14 protein-coding genes are annotated in these 13,503 nt (G+C 65.0%); 8 read left to right on the forward strand and 6 right to left on the reverse strand.

Features of this window, described 5'->3' with window-relative positions; translation table 11 throughout:
• Positions 1-81 precede the first annotated feature (81 nt).
• The 3 genes from ctaD (at position 82) to KYE46_RS14495 (ending at position 2,776) form a co-directional block, all read left to right on the forward strand.
• Positions 82-1,746, forward strand: a complete 1,665-nt coding sequence (gene ctaD / locus KYE46_RS14485) for a cytochrome c oxidase subunit I (RefSeq protein WP_219001472.1) — start codon at positions 82-84, stop codon at positions 1,744-1,746.
• Between the two features lie 159 nt (positions 1,747-1,905).
• Positions 1,906-2,418 (forward strand): DUF2244 domain-containing protein, encoded by a 513-nt coding sequence (locus KYE46_RS14490; protein WP_219001473.1) that lies wholly within the window; start codon positions 1,906-1,908, stop codon positions 2,416-2,418.
• Positions 2,419-2,614: 196 nt separating this feature from the next.
• Positions 2,615-2,776 (forward strand): hypothetical protein, encoded by a 162-nt coding sequence (locus KYE46_RS14495; protein WP_219001474.1) that lies wholly within the window; start codon positions 2,615-2,617, stop codon positions 2,774-2,776.
• Positions 2,777-2,922: 146 nt separating this feature from the next.
• Here KYE46_RS14495 and KYE46_RS14500 read toward each other — a convergent pair whose 3' ends face one another.
• On the reverse strand, positions 2,923-3,381 hold the full coding sequence (locus KYE46_RS14500; protein WP_219001475.1) for a GatB/YqeY domain-containing protein: 459 nt from the start codon (positions 3,379-3,381) through the stop codon (positions 2,923-2,925).
• 143 nt (positions 3,382-3,524) lie between these two features.
• On the opposite strand from KYE46_RS14500, the gene carA reads away from it, so the two are divergent.
• Complete coding sequence (gene carA, locus KYE46_RS14505) at positions 3,525-4,679, forward strand: glutamine-hydrolyzing carbamoyl-phosphate synthase small subunit (RefSeq protein WP_219001476.1); 1,155 nt, start codon at positions 3,525-3,527, stop codon at positions 4,677-4,679.
• Between the two features lie 102 nt (positions 4,680-4,781).
• Entirely contained in the window at positions 4,782-6,800 is a 2,019-nt protein-coding gene (locus tag KYE46_RS14510) for a glycosyltransferase (RefSeq protein ID WP_219001477.1), read from the forward strand.
• Here the strand turns inward: KYE46_RS14510 and KYE46_RS14515 are convergent.
• Complete coding sequence (locus KYE46_RS14515) at positions 6,764-7,399, reverse strand: GntR family transcriptional regulator (protein ID WP_219001478.1); 636 nt, start codon at positions 7,397-7,399, stop codon at positions 6,764-6,766. The two genes, KYE46_RS14510 and KYE46_RS14515, sit on opposite strands and share 37 nt — an antisense overlap.
• Positions 7,400-7,498: 99 nt before the next feature.
• Here KYE46_RS14515 and KYE46_RS14520 point away from each other — a divergent pair, with 99 nt between their 5' ends.
• Positions 7,499-8,140 carry a pyrimidine 5'-nucleotidase gene (locus tag KYE46_RS14520; RefSeq protein WP_219001480.1) on the forward strand — a complete coding sequence of 214 codons (642 nt, stop codon included), beginning with the start codon at positions 7,499-7,501 and terminating at the stop codon, positions 8,138-8,140.
• 60 nt (positions 8,141-8,200) lie between these two features.
• Positions 8,201-9,406: a UbiH/UbiF family hydroxylase gene (locus KYE46_RS14525; protein ID WP_219001482.1), complete on the forward strand. Its 1,206-nt coding sequence runs from the start codon at positions 8,201-8,203 to the stop codon at positions 9,404-9,406.
• Between the two features lie 62 nt (positions 9,407-9,468).
• Here the strand turns inward: KYE46_RS14525 and KYE46_RS14530 are convergent, their stop codons facing one another.
• The 3 genes from KYE46_RS14530 to KYE46_RS14540 form a co-directional block, all read right to left on the reverse strand.
• Positions 9,469-10,599 carry an aminotransferase class V-fold PLP-dependent enzyme gene (locus KYE46_RS14530; RefSeq protein ID WP_219001484.1) on the reverse strand — a complete coding sequence of 377 codons (1,131 nt, stop codon included), beginning with the start codon at positions 10,597-10,599 and terminating at the stop codon, positions 9,469-9,471.
• 69 nt (positions 10,600-10,668) lie between these two features.
• Positions 10,669-11,124 carry an Lrp/AsnC family transcriptional regulator gene (locus KYE46_RS14535; protein ID WP_219001487.1) on the reverse strand — a complete coding sequence of 152 codons (456 nt, stop codon included), beginning with the start codon at positions 11,122-11,124 and terminating at the stop codon, positions 10,669-10,671.
• The gene (locus KYE46_RS14540; RefSeq protein ID WP_219001489.1) at positions 11,121-11,576 is read right to left on the reverse strand and encodes an Lrp/AsnC family transcriptional regulator; all 456 of its coding nucleotides are present in this window, start codon (positions 11,574-11,576) and stop codon (positions 11,121-11,123) included. The genes KYE46_RS14535 and KYE46_RS14540 overlap by 4 nt, the downstream gene beginning before the upstream one ends.
• Before the next feature lie 132 nt (positions 11,577-11,708).
• Here KYE46_RS14540 and ilvC point away from each other — a divergent pair, with 132 nt between their 5' ends.
• Positions 11,709-12,731, forward strand: coding sequence for a ketol-acid reductoisomerase (gene ilvC, locus KYE46_RS14545; RefSeq protein WP_219001490.1), 1,023 nt, complete (start codon positions 11,709-11,711; stop codon positions 12,729-12,731).
• Positions 12,732-12,839: 108 nt separating this feature from the next.
• Here the strand turns inward: ilvC and KYE46_RS14550 are convergent, their stop codons facing one another.
• Complete coding sequence (locus KYE46_RS14550) at positions 12,840-13,340, reverse strand: CAP domain-containing protein (protein ID WP_219001492.1); 501 nt, start codon at positions 13,338-13,340, stop codon at positions 12,840-12,842.
• Positions 13,341-13,503: the final 163 nt, after the last annotated feature.

The raw sequence follows: 13,503 nt of genomic DNA on the forward strand, positions 1-13,503 counted from the left end.
CAGGACGAAGAGTTTCGGCACCAGATTCTGGCGCCGTGCGTGCACATAGACGCGCATTAAAGACGCGAACAGGAGACGAACATGGCAGACGCCACCCTCACAGGGCACGAGCATCACGACGACCGGGGGTTCTTCACCCGGTGGTTCATGTCGACCAACCACAAGGACATCGGGATCCTTTATCTGTTCACCGCAGGCTTCGTGGGCCTGATCTCGGTGGCCTTCACCGTGTATATGCGGATGGAGCTGATGGAGCCCGGCGTGCAGTTGATGTGCCAGGAAGGCGCGCGGCTGATCGCGGATGCGTCGCAGCAATGCTCGCCCAACGGCCAGATGTGGAACGTCCTGATTACCGGGCACGGCGTCCTGATGATGTTCTTCGTCGTCATTCCGGCCCTTTTCGGGGGCTTCGGCAACTACTTCATGCCGCTGATGATCGGCGCGCCGGACATGGCGTTCCCGCGTCTCAACAACCTGTCCTACTGGATGTATGTCGCCGGTACCGGCCTTGCGTTCTGCTCGGTCACCATCGATGGCGGCGCGGGTCCGGGCTGGACCTTCTACCCGCCGATCTCTGCGCAAGGGGTCGAGACCTCGCGCGCCGTGGACTTCGCGATCTTCGCCATCCACGTCTCGGGTGCCTCGTCGATCCTCGGCTCGATCAACTTCATCACCACCTTCCTGAACATGCGCGCCCCCGGCATGACGCTGCACAAGGTGCCGCTCTTCGCCTGGTCCGTCTTCGTCACCGCATGGCTGCTTCTGCTGTCGCTGCCCGTTCTTGCCGGCGCCATCACGATGCTGCTGACCGACCGCAACTTCGGCACGACCTTCTTCGATCCTGCCGGTGGTGGTGACCCGATCCTGTTCCAGCACATCTTCTGGTTCTTCGGTCACCCTGAGGTGTACATCGTGATCCTGCCCGCCTTCGGCGTGATCTCTCACATCGTCTCGACCTTCTCGCGCAAGCCGATCTTCGGCTACCTGCCGATGGTCTACGCCCTCGTGGCGATTGGCGGCCTGGGCTTCGTCGTCTGGGCGCACCACATGTACACGGTCGGCATGACGCTGACGCAGCAGGCCTACTTCATGGTCGCAACCATGGTGATCGCCGTGCCCACGGGCATCAAGATCTTCTCGTGGATCGCAACGATGTGGATGGGCTCGATCACCTTCAAGGCGCCGATGATGTTCGCGCTTGGCTTCATCTTCCTCTTCACCCTCGGCGGCACGACCGGCATCATCCTGTCGCAAGCCGGTGTGGACCGCGCCTATCACGACACCTACTACGTCGTGGCGCACTTCCACTACGTGATGAGCCTCGGCGCCGTCTTCGGCATCTTCGCCGCCGTCTACTACTGGATTGGCAAGATGTCGGGCCGTCAGTACCCCGAGTGGGCCGGTCAGCTGCACTTCTGGGTGTTCTTCATCGGCACCAACCTGACCTTCTTCCCGCAGCACTTCCTCGGCCGTCAGGGCATGCCGCGCCGCTACATCGACTACCCGGACGCCTTCGCGCTCTGGAACTACGTCTCGTCGATCGGCGCGTTCATCTCCTTCGCCTCGTTCCTCTTCTTCATCGGCATCGTGTTCTACACGCTCTTCGCCGGCAAGAAGGTGACGCAGCCTGCCTATTGGGGCGAGCACGCGGATACGCTGGAGTGGACCCTGCCGAACCCGCCCCCGGAGCACACCTTCGAGGAGCTGCCCACGCGCGAGATGTGGGACAAGCAGCCACATCACTAACGCGCTGTTTGCGTAGTCTGAACTTGAAAGGCGCCCCCGACCGGGGCGCCTTTTTTCTTGCGATGCGGCGGCGCACCCAAGGCCGTTTGCCGCATCCCGCAGCCGGTCTATTTGCGCAGAATGGGATCAAGCCCCTTTCACCAGCAAAGCCCCTCTCCGATGCCCATCGAACGAGCCCCCGCCGACACGATGCCCGAGACCATGGCCCTTGGCCGTGGAGAGCCGCGCCTGTCATTGCGGCTGACACCCCACAAGAGCCTCACCCCCGAGGGGTTCGTCTGGTTCATCGCGGTGACGGCGGGGCTGATCTCAATGCCGCTTCTGGGCATCCTCGGCACCTCGGTCTTCTGGGCGCTGCTGCCGTTCCTCGTCTTCGCGATCTGGGGTATCTGGGCGGCACTGCAACGCTCTTGGCGGGACATGGACCTCTACGAGGATGTCGCGATCTGGCAGGACCTGATCCGGGTCGAGCGGCACGAGCGCAAGCGCACCCGCCGCGTCTGGGAAGCAAACCCCTATTGGGTCCGCGTGGTGCTGCACCCCAAGGCGGGTCCGGTGCCGAACTACCTGACGTTGCAAGGCGGCCCCCGTGAGGTCGAGTTGGGGGCCTTCCTCACGCCCTCGGAGCGCGAAGAGTTGAAGCGCATGTTGGAAGGCTCTTTGCGGAACTAGGGACGTATCTGACCCGTATCCAGACACCGATATGCGCGGTGGTGCGATGTAAAACGACTCACCCCTTGCGTGCCACTCATTCGAGGGCCGTCACCGCGACCGCGTTGATACTGCTTCACTATTCGAGGCAGGGCAGTCCGAGGCGCAAAAAAGCAGCGAATGTGGTATGATCTTTCATCAACGACAGGAGAGCATCATGCGCCGTCTTGCTACCACCACCGCCATCATCGTCAGCCTCGCCGGACCAGCGCTCGCGCAGGATATCACCATGCCCACGATCACCATGCCGGAGCCGGGCACCTTCTGCGCCCCGTTCCAATTGTGCGTGCCGCTGGTGACCCGTGACGCGCGGGACTGAATGACCGAAGGTGTCGGTCTGCCCGCCTGCGAGAGTGATAAAGCGCCGTGTCGCGGCGCTGGCTCGAGACGTGCCGACAGGCCGAAGCTCCCGCGTGGCCCGTGAGCCATCGAGGCTGCTCCGGGAGAGCAGCCCCGCCAAAGCTGTCAGCCCAAGCGGTCTTTGACCAAGGGGCCGACCGAGCCGAAGTCCATCCGGCCCGCGTATTTGCTCTTCAACGCGCCCATCACGCGGCCCATGTCGCGGATGCTCTCCGCGCCGGCGTCCTTGATCGCGGCATCGACCGCCTTGGCGACCTCGGCCTCGGATAGTTGCCGTGGTAGGTACTCCTCGATCACGGCGATTTCAGCCTGCTCCTGTGCGGCCAGTTCCAGACGGCCGCCTTCCTCGTAGACGCGCGCGCTTTCCTGACGCTGCTTGACCATCTTCGCCATGATCGCCAGCACCTCGGCATCGCTGACACCGTCGACGTTCCCCTTGGCGCGTCCGGCGATGTCCTGGTCCTTCACCGCCGCGTTGATGAGCCGCAGCGTCGAAAGACGCACGGTGTCTTTCTCGCGCATCGCATCCTTGATTCCGTCGGTGATCTTGGTTCGCAAACCCATGGTCGCACCCCATATGTGTAAATCAGAGCGCGATAGGTATGCGATCCGGCCCGCCACAACAAGGCGCACCTTGACCGCACCTCGGCACGCTCCTAAACCACCGAAAGTTTGCCCCGCCCCCTGCCAGCTACCGGAGCCTCCCCATGTCTGACCATCCCACTGCCTGCCTTGTCCTCGCCGACGGCACCATCTTCTACGGAAAAGGGTTCGGGGCCACGGGTATCCGCGTGGCGGAGCTTTGCTTCAACACCGCGATGACAGGGTATCAGGAGATCATGACCGACCCCTCCTATGCCGGCCAGATCGTGACCTTCACCTTCCCCCATATCGGTAATACCGGGACCAACCCCGAGGATGACGAAACCGCCGATCCCGTCGCCGAAGGCATCGTGGTGAAGTGGGACATCACCGATCCGTCGAACTGGCGCGCGCAGTCCCATCTCGACGACTGGATGACCCGCACCGGCCGCGTCGGCATCAGCGGCGTCGATACCCGGCGCCTGACCCGTGAGATCCGCCAGCAGGGCGCGCCCCACGTGGCGCTGGCCCATGATCCCGAAGGCAACTTCGATATCGAGGCGATGGTCGCCGCCGCCCGCGGGTTTGCCGGGCTGGAGGGGCTCGACCTTGCCAAGGACGTCACCTGCGCCCAGAGCTATCGGTGGGACGAGATGCGGTGGGCCTGGCCGGACGGCTACACCAAGCGCGAAGGCCCCGCCCCCAAGGTCGTGGCGCTGGATTATGGCGCCAAGCGCAACATCCTGCGCTGCCTTGCCAGCGCGGGCGTGGATGTGACAGTCATGCCCGCCTCGACCACGGCGGAAGAGGTTCTGGCTCAATCGCCTGACGGCGTGTTTTTGTCGAACGGCCCCGGCGATCCGGCGGCGACGGGCGAATATGCCGTGCCGACGATCAAAGGCGTGCTGGAAGCCGATATCCCGGTCTTCGGGATCTGTCTCGGCCACCAGATGCTGGCCCTGGCCCTTGGTGCGCAGACCGTGAAGATGAACCACGGCCACCACGGCGCGAACCATCCGGTCAAGGACCTGACCACCGGCAAGGTGGAGATCACCTCGATGAACCACGGCTTTACGGTCGACAGCCAGACCCTCCCTGAAGGTGTGGCCGAGACCCATGTCAGCCTCTTCGACGGCTCGAACTGTGGCATCGCGGTCGAGGGCAAGCCGATCTTTTCGGTCCAGCACCACCCCGAAGCGAGCCCCGGCCCGCAGGACAGCTTCTACCTCTTCGAGCGTTTTGCCGAGGCGGTGAACGCGCGGGTGAAGACCCCGGCCTGAGCGCATCACCGCGCCGAAAACGGCGCGTTTACCAAATGTTAACCGGTTTCGCCTGAAATTGGTCCACGCGTTAAGGGCGTTGACCAAGAGGATTGCGATTTCGTGGACGGGGATGCGCCCCATGTCAGCCGGCTCCCGAGCCAGAGGAACTCCGAGGCCCCATCCTCGGACGCGGCCCTTTCGCCTGCCGTATCCACGCCTGACGCGCCCCTGCGGAAGAGCGTCCATCAGACACCAGGCGAGCCGACCCGCCTGCGGTCCGTGCTGGTCGACCGCGGGCTGGCGGATAACGCGCAACTCGATGCCGCCGAAGCCGCCATGCGCGGCACGCAGTTGTCGCTCGGCCAGGTCCTCACCGCGCGCGGGATCATCAGCGAAGCGGAGCTGCTTTCGGCCCTGACGCAGATCTATGGCGTCGGCATCGCCGATCTCTCGACCGATGTGCCGGACCCGACCCTCGCGCAGCATCTCCCCGCGAGTTCAGCGATCACGGCGGAGGCGGTGGTCTGGAAAAACGCCGGCTCCGCGCTTGTGGTGGCCACGGCGCGACCGGACCGGTTGCAGGACCTCCACGCGCTGATGCCGGAGGACCAGCGCATCGTCACGGTGCTGGCCGCGCGCCAGCAGATCCTCGACGCGCAACGTGTCCTCTACGGTGGGGCGCTCGCCCGCGCGGCCGAGGGACGCGCGCCGGAGCGGATTTCCTGCCGCTCGTGGCGCAGTGATGCGCTAAGCCGCTACATCCTCGCCGCCGCCCTGTGCCTAGTGTCGCTCTACCTGCTGGTGCCTCAGGCGCTTGTCGTCGGGCTCATCGGCTTCTCGATCTTGATCTACATGGCCAATTGCACGCTGAAGTTCTCGGCCTTCGCGCAGGCGCTGCGCGGCGCGACGGGTCCGCCCCCCGCTGCCTCGTCCGAGCCGCGCTTCCTGCATCAGCCGACGGTCACGCTTCTGGTGCCGCTCCTGCGTGAGCCGGAGGTCGCAGGCGCGCTTGTCGATCGGCTGCGGCGGATCAACTACCCGCGCGAGAGGCTCGACGTGATCCTTGTGGTGGAGGCGGATGATCCGCTGACCCTCGCCGCCTTGCGCGGCCGGAGCCTGCCTGCGTGGATGCGCGCGGTCATCGTGCCAAGCGGCAGCCCGCAGACCAAGCCTCGGGCGCTGAACTACGCCCTGAACTACGCGCGCGGCGATATCGTGGGCATCTATGATGCCGAAGACCGACCCGAGCCGGATCAGATTAGCCGCGTCGTCCAGCGCTTTGGCGAGGTGCCTCCGACGGTGGCCTGCCTGCAGGGGCAGCTTGATTACTACAACGCGCGGCACAATTGGCTGAGCCGTCTGTTCACCGTCGAATACGCCGCGTGGTTCCGCGTGCTCCTGCCGGGTGTGCAGCGGATGGGACTGGTCGTGCCCCTTGGCGGAACCACGGTTTTCCTGCGCCGCAACGTGCTGGAGGAAGTCGGCGCCTGGGACGCGCACAACGTGACCGAGGACGCGGAGCTTGGCCTGCGCCTGACCCGCGCGGGCTATGCGACCGAGATTGTCGAGACCACGACATTCGAAGAGGCCAACGCCGCCGCCCTGCCCTGGATCAAGCAACGCTCGCGCTGGCTGAAAGGCTACCTGATGACCTGGGGCGCCGCGATGCGCCGCCCGGCCGTGCTGCGGGCGGAATTGGGCCCGTGGCGGTTCTGGTGGCTGCAGATCCAGTTCGGAGGCGCGGTTCTGGGGTTTCTTACCGCGCCCCTGTTATGGAGCTTCATGCTCAAGCCCTTCGGCGTCTGGCACCCGATGGACGTGGTGATGTCGCCCTTCGCCTATGGCGTGCTGGCCACCATCATGCTGACGGGGCTTTTCGGCTCTGTCGCGATTTCGATCTACGCCTGCCGTGTGGCGCATCTGCGGCATCTCCGGCCGATCACGCCGCTGGTCGAGCCGTACTACCTGTTCGGCACCATCGCCGCGTGGATCGGGCTGTTCGAGCTGATGGCGCGGCCGTTCTTCTGGGCCAAGACCACCCATGGAAATTTCGGCGCGGCGAAGCTCGGGAACCTGGACGAGACCGTCCGCGCAGGGGACGATCAACTGCGCTGCGCTTCCTCGCGAAGACGGACCTGAAAGGCCGTCGACAGATGCGCCTTCAGGGCCGAGGCCGCGCGGTCTCCATCACGCGCGGCGATGGCGTCGACGATGGCGGCATGCTCCTCCATTGCGTCTTCCCCGCGACCGGCGGCGGCCAGCGAGGTGCGCGCCATGAGCGCCATGGAGCGATAGACGAGGTCCAGCTGCTGCACGAGGTAGCGGTTGTGGGAGGCGAGGTGGATCTGGTGGTGGAAGCGCCGATTGGCGCGGGCGAGGGTTTCGGGATCGCCCACCAGCGCGCGGTCCTGCTCGACCATATCGTAGAGCACCGCGATCTCTTCCTGCGCGGCATGTTGCGCAGCAAGGCGCGCGGCAAGCCCCTCGAGTTCCTGACGCACGACGTAAAGCTCTGCCATCTGGGCATGATCGAGGGACGCCACGATCAGCGACCGGCCATCCCGCGACAGGAGCGATTGCGTCTCGAGCCGCTGCAACGCCTCGCGGATCGGGGTGCGGCTGACGCCAAGGCGCTCGGCCAACTCGCTTTCCACCAAGCGCGATCCGGGGCGGTAGACGCCGCCGTCGATCGCCTCGAGGATCATTGCATAGGCGTCCTTCTGCCCCACGTCACTCATTGCGAAATCGTCCCTTTATCAAGGCCACGGAAGCTAAGGGCCGGCCCGGATACTGTCCAGTGGCTTGCGCCATCGCCTGCACGCGCTTAAGCCCGGCCCATGGCACAATTGCACGACATCGAAACCTGGGTCTTCGACCTCGACAACACGCTCTATCCGCCCGACATGGCGCTGTTTCCGCAGGTGAACGCCAAGATGGCGGCCTATGTCTGCAAGGTTCTTGGCGTCACGCTGGCCGAGGCGAACGCGCTGCGCCGCGAATACTATCTCGCCCATGGAACGACGCTGGCCGGGCTGATGCTGCACCACGGGGTGGATCCCGATCCCTATCTGCTCGACGTGCACAACATTGATTTCTCGGTCCTGTCGCCAGACCCCGCGCTGGCAGAGGCGATCAAGGCGCTGCCCGGTCGCAAGATCGTCTACACCAACGGCACCGCGCCCTACGCCGAGGCCGTGGCGCACGCGCGCGGGCTCGATGGGCTTTTTGACGCCATCTACGGCGTCGAACACGCGGATTATCATCCCAAGCCGTCGGCCGAGGCCTTTGATACCGTCTTCGGGAAGGTCGGGCTGACGCCGACCCGCGCCGCGATGTTCGAGGATGAGGCCCGCAACCTGCGCGTGCCCCACGGCCTTGGCCTGACCACGATCCATGTCGCGCCGGTGCCTGAGGAAGATGATTTTATCCACCACGGCACGGACGATCTGACGGGTTTTCTGCAGAACCTGCCCGGCTAGGGCGGCGCGCGCGGCACATCGCCGCTTTCCCCCCTGCGGTGCGCGGCCTACATCTTGGCGATGAGTGACGTACAAGACATCGATATCTTCATCTCCGGCGGCGGCGTGGCCGGGCTGGCGGCCACGATTGCCTTCGCGCAGGCCGGGTTCTCGACCCTCTGCGCCGATCCGACCCCGCCGGTGACCCTGTGCGACGCGGACGGCGCAGACCTGCGCACGACGGCGTTTCTGCAACCGGCCCAAGCATTTCTGGACGACATCGGCATCTGGCCCGACCTCGCGCCCCATGCGACGCCGCTGCAAGTCATGCGGATCGTGGATGCCGGCGGCGAAGAGGCGGAAGCGCGCGCCAGCCATGATTTCGATGCCGCCGATATCTCGGACAAACCTTTCGGGTGGAACCTGCCGAACTGGTTGCTGCGCCGCGAGATGGTGGCGCATATCGCGACGCTGCCGGGGGCCGAGTTTCTGCCCGGTGTGGGCACGGCCTCAGTGCTGACGCGGCAGAAAGAGACCCGCGTGAGCCTGAGCGACGGCAGACGTCTGCGGGCGAAGCTGATCGTGGCGGCTGACGGCCGCGCCTCTCCGGTGCGCGAGGCCATGGGCATCGATGTGCGCACGACCCGGTACGGGCAGAAAGCGCTGGCCTTCGCGGTGACCCACGGGGCGCCGCACCGGAATGTCTCGACCGAAATTCATCGCAGCGGCGGGCCGTTTACCCTCGTGCCCCTGCCCGATCACAACGGGCAGCCCTGCTCGGCCATCGTCTGGATGGACCGAGGGGCAGAAATCGCGCGGCTGGCCGCCCTGCCCGAGATCGCGTTCGAGGCGGAGATGACCGAGCGTTCGGCGGGGCTCTACGGGCCCTTGAAGCTCGCCTCGCGGCGCACCGTCTGGCCGATCATCAGCCAAGTGGCGGAGCGCATGGCCGGCGAACGGGTGGCGCTCATTGCGGAGGCCGCCCACGTCGTGCCACCGATCGGCGCGCAGGGGTTGAACATGAGCCTTGGAGATATCGCGGCGCTTCTGGCCATCGCGCAGGACCGCCCGGCCGATCCCGGTGCGGCGGCCGGTCTCGACCGATACGCGCGGGCGCGGCAGCTAGAGGTGACGGCGCGGGTGACGGGCATTGACGCCTTGAACCGGGCGTCGATGGCCGAGGCGCAGGGGCTGCGCGACATGCGCTTGCAGGCGCTGAACGCGCTCTATGCCGTGGCCCCCGTGCGCCGCCTTCTCATGCGGGCGGGCCTTGGGGCGACGGGCTGAATTTTCCGTATTTTTGAAAAGGTGAAGCAGAGGCGTCGTGCCCTGCTTCACCGGAAGCGGCGTTACGGGTAGACCTGATCCAGCGCCTTTTGCAGGCGCTCCAATGCGGCGTCGACGTCGTAGAGTTTGTCGAGGCCGAACAGACCGAGGCGGAAGGTCATGAAATCGGCAGGCTCATCGACGGCGAGCGGGACACCGGCGGCAATCTGCATGCCAAGCGCCGCGAACTTGGCGCCGGATTTGATCTCGGGGTCATCGGTGTAGCTGACGACCACGCCCGGGGCGCCGAACCCTTCGGCGGCGACCGACTGGATGCCCTTTTCCTTCAGCATGGCGCGGGCGCCGTTGCCGAGTTTCCACTGGGCGTCCTTCAGCTTCTCAAAACCGTAATCGCGGGTTTCCTGCATCGTGTCGCGGAACACCCGCAGGGCGTCGGTCGGCATAGTGGCGAGGTAGGCGTGGCCGCCGTTCTCGTAGGCCAGCATGATCTTGTGCCAGGCCTTGAGGTCGCCCGCGAAGGAGTTCGAGGTGGTTTCCTCCATCCGCGCGAGCGCGCGGTCGGACATCATCACGAGGCCGGCACAAGGCTGCGCCGACCAGCCTTTTTGCGGCGCGGAGAGCAGCACGTCGACGCCGGTTTCCTGCATGTCGACCCAGACGCAGCCCGAGGCGATGCAATCGAGCACCATCAGCGCGCCGACGTCGTGGGCGGCTTCGGCGAGCGCCTTGATGTAATCGTCGGGCAGGATCACGCCGGCCGAGGTTTCCACGTGAGGAGCGAAGACGATGCCGGGCTTGGACTCACGGATCTTGGCGGTGACCTCTTCGATCGGCGCCGGCGCATAGGGAGAATGGGGCGCATTGCCCGAAGGGCGCGCCTTCATCACGGTGACCTCGCCTGCGAAACCGCCTGCGTCGAGGATCTGCGACCAGCGGAAGGAGAACCAGCCGTTGCGCACCACCAGAACGTCGGTGCCCTGCGCGAACTGGCGGGCGACTGCCTCCATCCCGAAGGAGCCGCCGCCGGGCACGAGGGCCACGGCATCGGCGTTATAGACCTCTTTGAGCATGGCGGAGATGTCCGTCATCACCTTCTGGAAGCTGGCGGACATGTGGTTGAGCGAGCGGTCGGTGAAGACGACCGAGTATTCCAGCAGGCCATCGGGATCGATATCGTCGAGCAGGGCGTTCATGGGCATTCCTCCGTTTGCCGTATGGATAGGGCGGCGGCGCGGTGGGGTAAACCCCGGGGAAGGCAGGGCTTAAAGCGGCCCCGGGCGCTGTTCTTCGGACAGCAGGACATTCGCCTCGACGTTGCCGACGGAGGGAAGCGTCATGATCCGGCGGCGCAGGACGCGCTCGAAATCCGCCAGATCGCGAGCAACGACACGGAGGCGGTAGTCATAGAGGCCGAGGACATGCTCCACCGTCTGCACCTCGGGGATGGCGGTGATCGCGCGCTCGAAATCCTCGAGGCTGACGCGGGACTTGGTGGCGAGTTTCACGCCGAGAAAGACGGTCACGCCGAAGCCGATCGCGGCCGCGTCGAGATCGAGCCTGCGCCCCGCGATCACGCCCGACTCCGTCAGCCGCTTGATCCGCCGCCATGCGGCCGGCTGGCTGAGGCCCACGCGACGCCCGACTTCGGAGGCCTTGAGGGTGGCGTCGCGCGACAGCAGGCGCAGGATCTCCATGTCGGTGTCGTCAAGATCGATCATAGCGGGTAGCTCATCGCGTTTTTCAGGGTGGCGACCTGCATCAGCGCCTCGATATCGGCCATGTGCGGCAGGGTCAGGATGCGGTTTCGGTAGACTTGCTGATAGGCAGGGAGGTCGCGGGCGATCACCTTGAGGCGCGCATCGACACGGCCAAGGAAGGTCTGGATCTCGATCACCTCGGGCACCTCGCGGGCGGCGGCGAGGAATTCGTCGAAGGCGCGGGGGTTTGTCTTGTCGATGGTGATGCGGAGCGAGACCTCCACCTCGAAGCCGAGCGCGCGCCAGTCGATCACCGCGCGCTGTCCGCGCAGGATGCCGATGGTCTGCAGCTTCTCCAGCCGCTTGTAGGCGCTGGCGAGCGGAATGCGGGAGGCTTCGGCCAGATCACCGACGGATTGCGCGGGGTCGGCCTGCAGGTGGCGCAGGAGGCGACGGTCGATGTCGTCGAGCATGAAAAGCTTCCCATTCAACAGTAGCGCGAATGATTTTACCGAAATATACCGAATATCTTCTAATTTGAGTAGCGAAATCCGCGGCGATCCGCGTCATGTTCACCGCAAATCACGCACCCAAGGAGAGAAATCATGCGCGTTTACTATGATCGCGATTGCGATGTGAACCTGATCAAGGACATGAAGGTCGCCATTCTGGGCTATGGCTCCCAGGGCCACGCCCACGCGCTGAACCTGCGCGACTCGGGCGCGAAGAACGTCGTCGTCGCCCTGCGCGAAGGCTCTGCCTCCAAGGCGAAGGCCGAGGGCGAAGGCTTGCAGGTCATGGAGATCTCGGAAGCCGCCGCATGGGCCGATCTGATCATGTTCACCATGCCCGACGAACTGCAGGCCGAGACCTACAAGAAATACGTCAAGGACAACATCCGCGACGGCGCGGCGATTGCCTTTGCCCATGGCCTGAACGTGCATTTCGGCCTGATCGAGGCGCGCGACAACGTAGACGTCATCATGATGGCGCCCAAGGGCCCCGGCCACACGGTGCGCGGCGAATACACCAAGGGCGGCGGCGTGCCCTGCCTCGTGGCGGTCCACAACGACGCGTCGGGCAAGGCGCTGGAAATCGGCCTGTCCTATTGTTCTGCCATCGGTGGCGGCCGCTCCGGCATCATCGAGACCAACTTCCGCGAAGAATGCGAGACCGACCTCTTCGGTGAGCAGGCGGTTCTGTGCGGCGGCATCGTCGAGCTGATCCGCATGGGTTTCGAGACCCTGGTCGAGGCCGGCTACGAGCCCGAGATGGCCTACTTCGAGTGCCTGCACGAGACCAAGCTGATCGTGGACCTGATCTACGAAGGCGGCATCGCGAACATGGATTACTCGATCTCCAACACCGCCGAGTATGGCCAGTATGTCTCCGGTCCGCGCATCCTGCCCTACGAAGAGACCAAGAAGCGCATGAAGGACGTCCTGAGCGACATCCAGTCCGGCAAATTCGTCCGCGACTTCATGCTGGAGAATGCCGTGGGTCAGCCCACCATCAAGGCCTCGCGTCGGGCCAACGATGAGCACCAGATCGAGGTTGTCGGTGGCAAGCTGCGCGACATGATGCCTTGGATCTCGGAAGGCAAGATGGTCGACAAGTCGAAGAACTAAGCATTTTTCGATGTTTACAGAGAAAAGGCAGACCCTCGGGTCTGCCTTTTTTGTTGGCGTCGTGGCCCGCGGTGACCGCGGCTACGCCATCAGATCAGGGCGCGTGGCCTAGCAGTTGCGACCGAGTACGAGGACAGAGAAGCCGTTCGTGCGGGCGTAGCCATATTGCGTGGCCTGCGCGGCGAGGATGTTGCGGCGATGCCCGCTGGACGCCATCCAGTCGCGGAACACGGTCGCTGTATCCGGCTGACCTGCGGCGATGTTTTCGGCCCCGAAACAGGTCGAGTAGCCCGCCGCACGCATCCGGGACGTGAGCGTGGAGCCATTTGAGCCGCGATGGGAGAGGTTGCCCGTGCGCGCCATGTCATCGGCGTGGGCTTGCGCGGCGGCTTGCAGGGCGGCGGAATGCGCCAGCGGTCGCACCAGACCTTGCTGCGCGCGCAGGGCCGAAAGGCGCGCGCCGACGGCGGCGATATCAACGCTCGCGCCGAGGCTGAGGCGCTGGACGCCAGCGGCAGTCGTACCGGTGCTGGTGGTCGTGGCCGTGGGGGTACAGGCGGCAAGCGCGAGGGAGAGCGACACGAGAGCGGTCGCGATACGGAGTTTCATGGTGGGTGGCCTTGGATTGCTGCTCAGGGGCGGTTTTTCGTTTCAGCAAGGATGCCTGAGCGAAACCGATGCATCAAGAGTGGGCATGTGGTGCGGGAGCGGCATTGTGGATAAGAACTGAGTGAAATTTTACGGATGTCGCGTTAGGGAAAGTCGCACTGCT

The sequence above is a fragment of the Gymnodinialimonas ceratoperidinii genome, assembly GCF_019297855.1.
Taxonomy (GTDB): Bacteria; Pseudomonadota; Alphaproteobacteria; order Rhodobacterales; family Rhodobacteraceae; genus Gymnodinialimonas; species Gymnodinialimonas ceratoperidinii.

Coding starts and splice junctions, on each gene's coding strand:
- ctaD (WP_219001472.1), top strand. CDS start 82: ATGGCAGACGCCACCCTCACAGGGCACGAGCATCACGACGACCGGGGG.
- KYE46_RS14490 (WP_219001473.1), top strand. CDS start 1,906: ATGCCCATCGAACGAGCCCCCGCCGACACGATGCCCGAGACCATGGCC.
- KYE46_RS14495 (WP_219001474.1), top strand. CDS start 2,615: ATGCGCCGTCTTGCTACCACCACCGCCATCATCGTCAGCCTCGCCGGA.
- KYE46_RS14500 (WP_219001475.1), bottom strand. CDS start 3,381: ATGGGTTTGCGAACCAAGATCACCGACGGAATCAAGGATGCGATGCGC.
- carA (WP_219001476.1), top strand. CDS start 3,525: ATGTCTGACCATCCCACTGCCTGCCTTGTCCTCGCCGACGGCACCATC.
- KYE46_RS14515 (WP_219001478.1), bottom strand. CDS start 7,399: ATGAGTGACGTGGGGCAGAAGGACGCCTATGCAATGATCCTCGAGGCG.
- KYE46_RS14520 (WP_219001480.1), top strand. CDS start 7,499: ATGGCACAATTGCACGACATCGAAACCTGGGTCTTCGACCTCGACAAC.
- KYE46_RS14525 (WP_219001482.1), top strand. CDS start 8,201: ATGAGTGACGTACAAGACATCGATATCTTCATCTCCGGCGGCGGCGTG.
- KYE46_RS14530 (WP_219001484.1), bottom strand. CDS start 10,599: ATGAACGCCCTGCTCGACGATATCGATCCCGATGGCCTGCTGGAATAC.
- KYE46_RS14535 (WP_219001487.1), bottom strand. CDS start 11,124: ATGATCGATCTTGACGACACCGACATGGAGATCCTGCGCCTGCTGTCG.
- KYE46_RS14540 (WP_219001489.1), bottom strand. CDS start 11,576: ATGCTCGACGACATCGACCGTCGCCTCCTGCGCCACCTGCAGGCCGAC.
- ilvC (WP_219001490.1), top strand. CDS start 11,709: ATGCGCGTTTACTATGATCGCGATTGCGATGTGAACCTGATCAAGGAC.
- KYE46_RS14550 (WP_219001492.1), bottom strand. CDS start 13,340: ATGAAACTCCGTATCGCGACCGCTCTCGTGTCGCTCTCCCTCGCGCTT.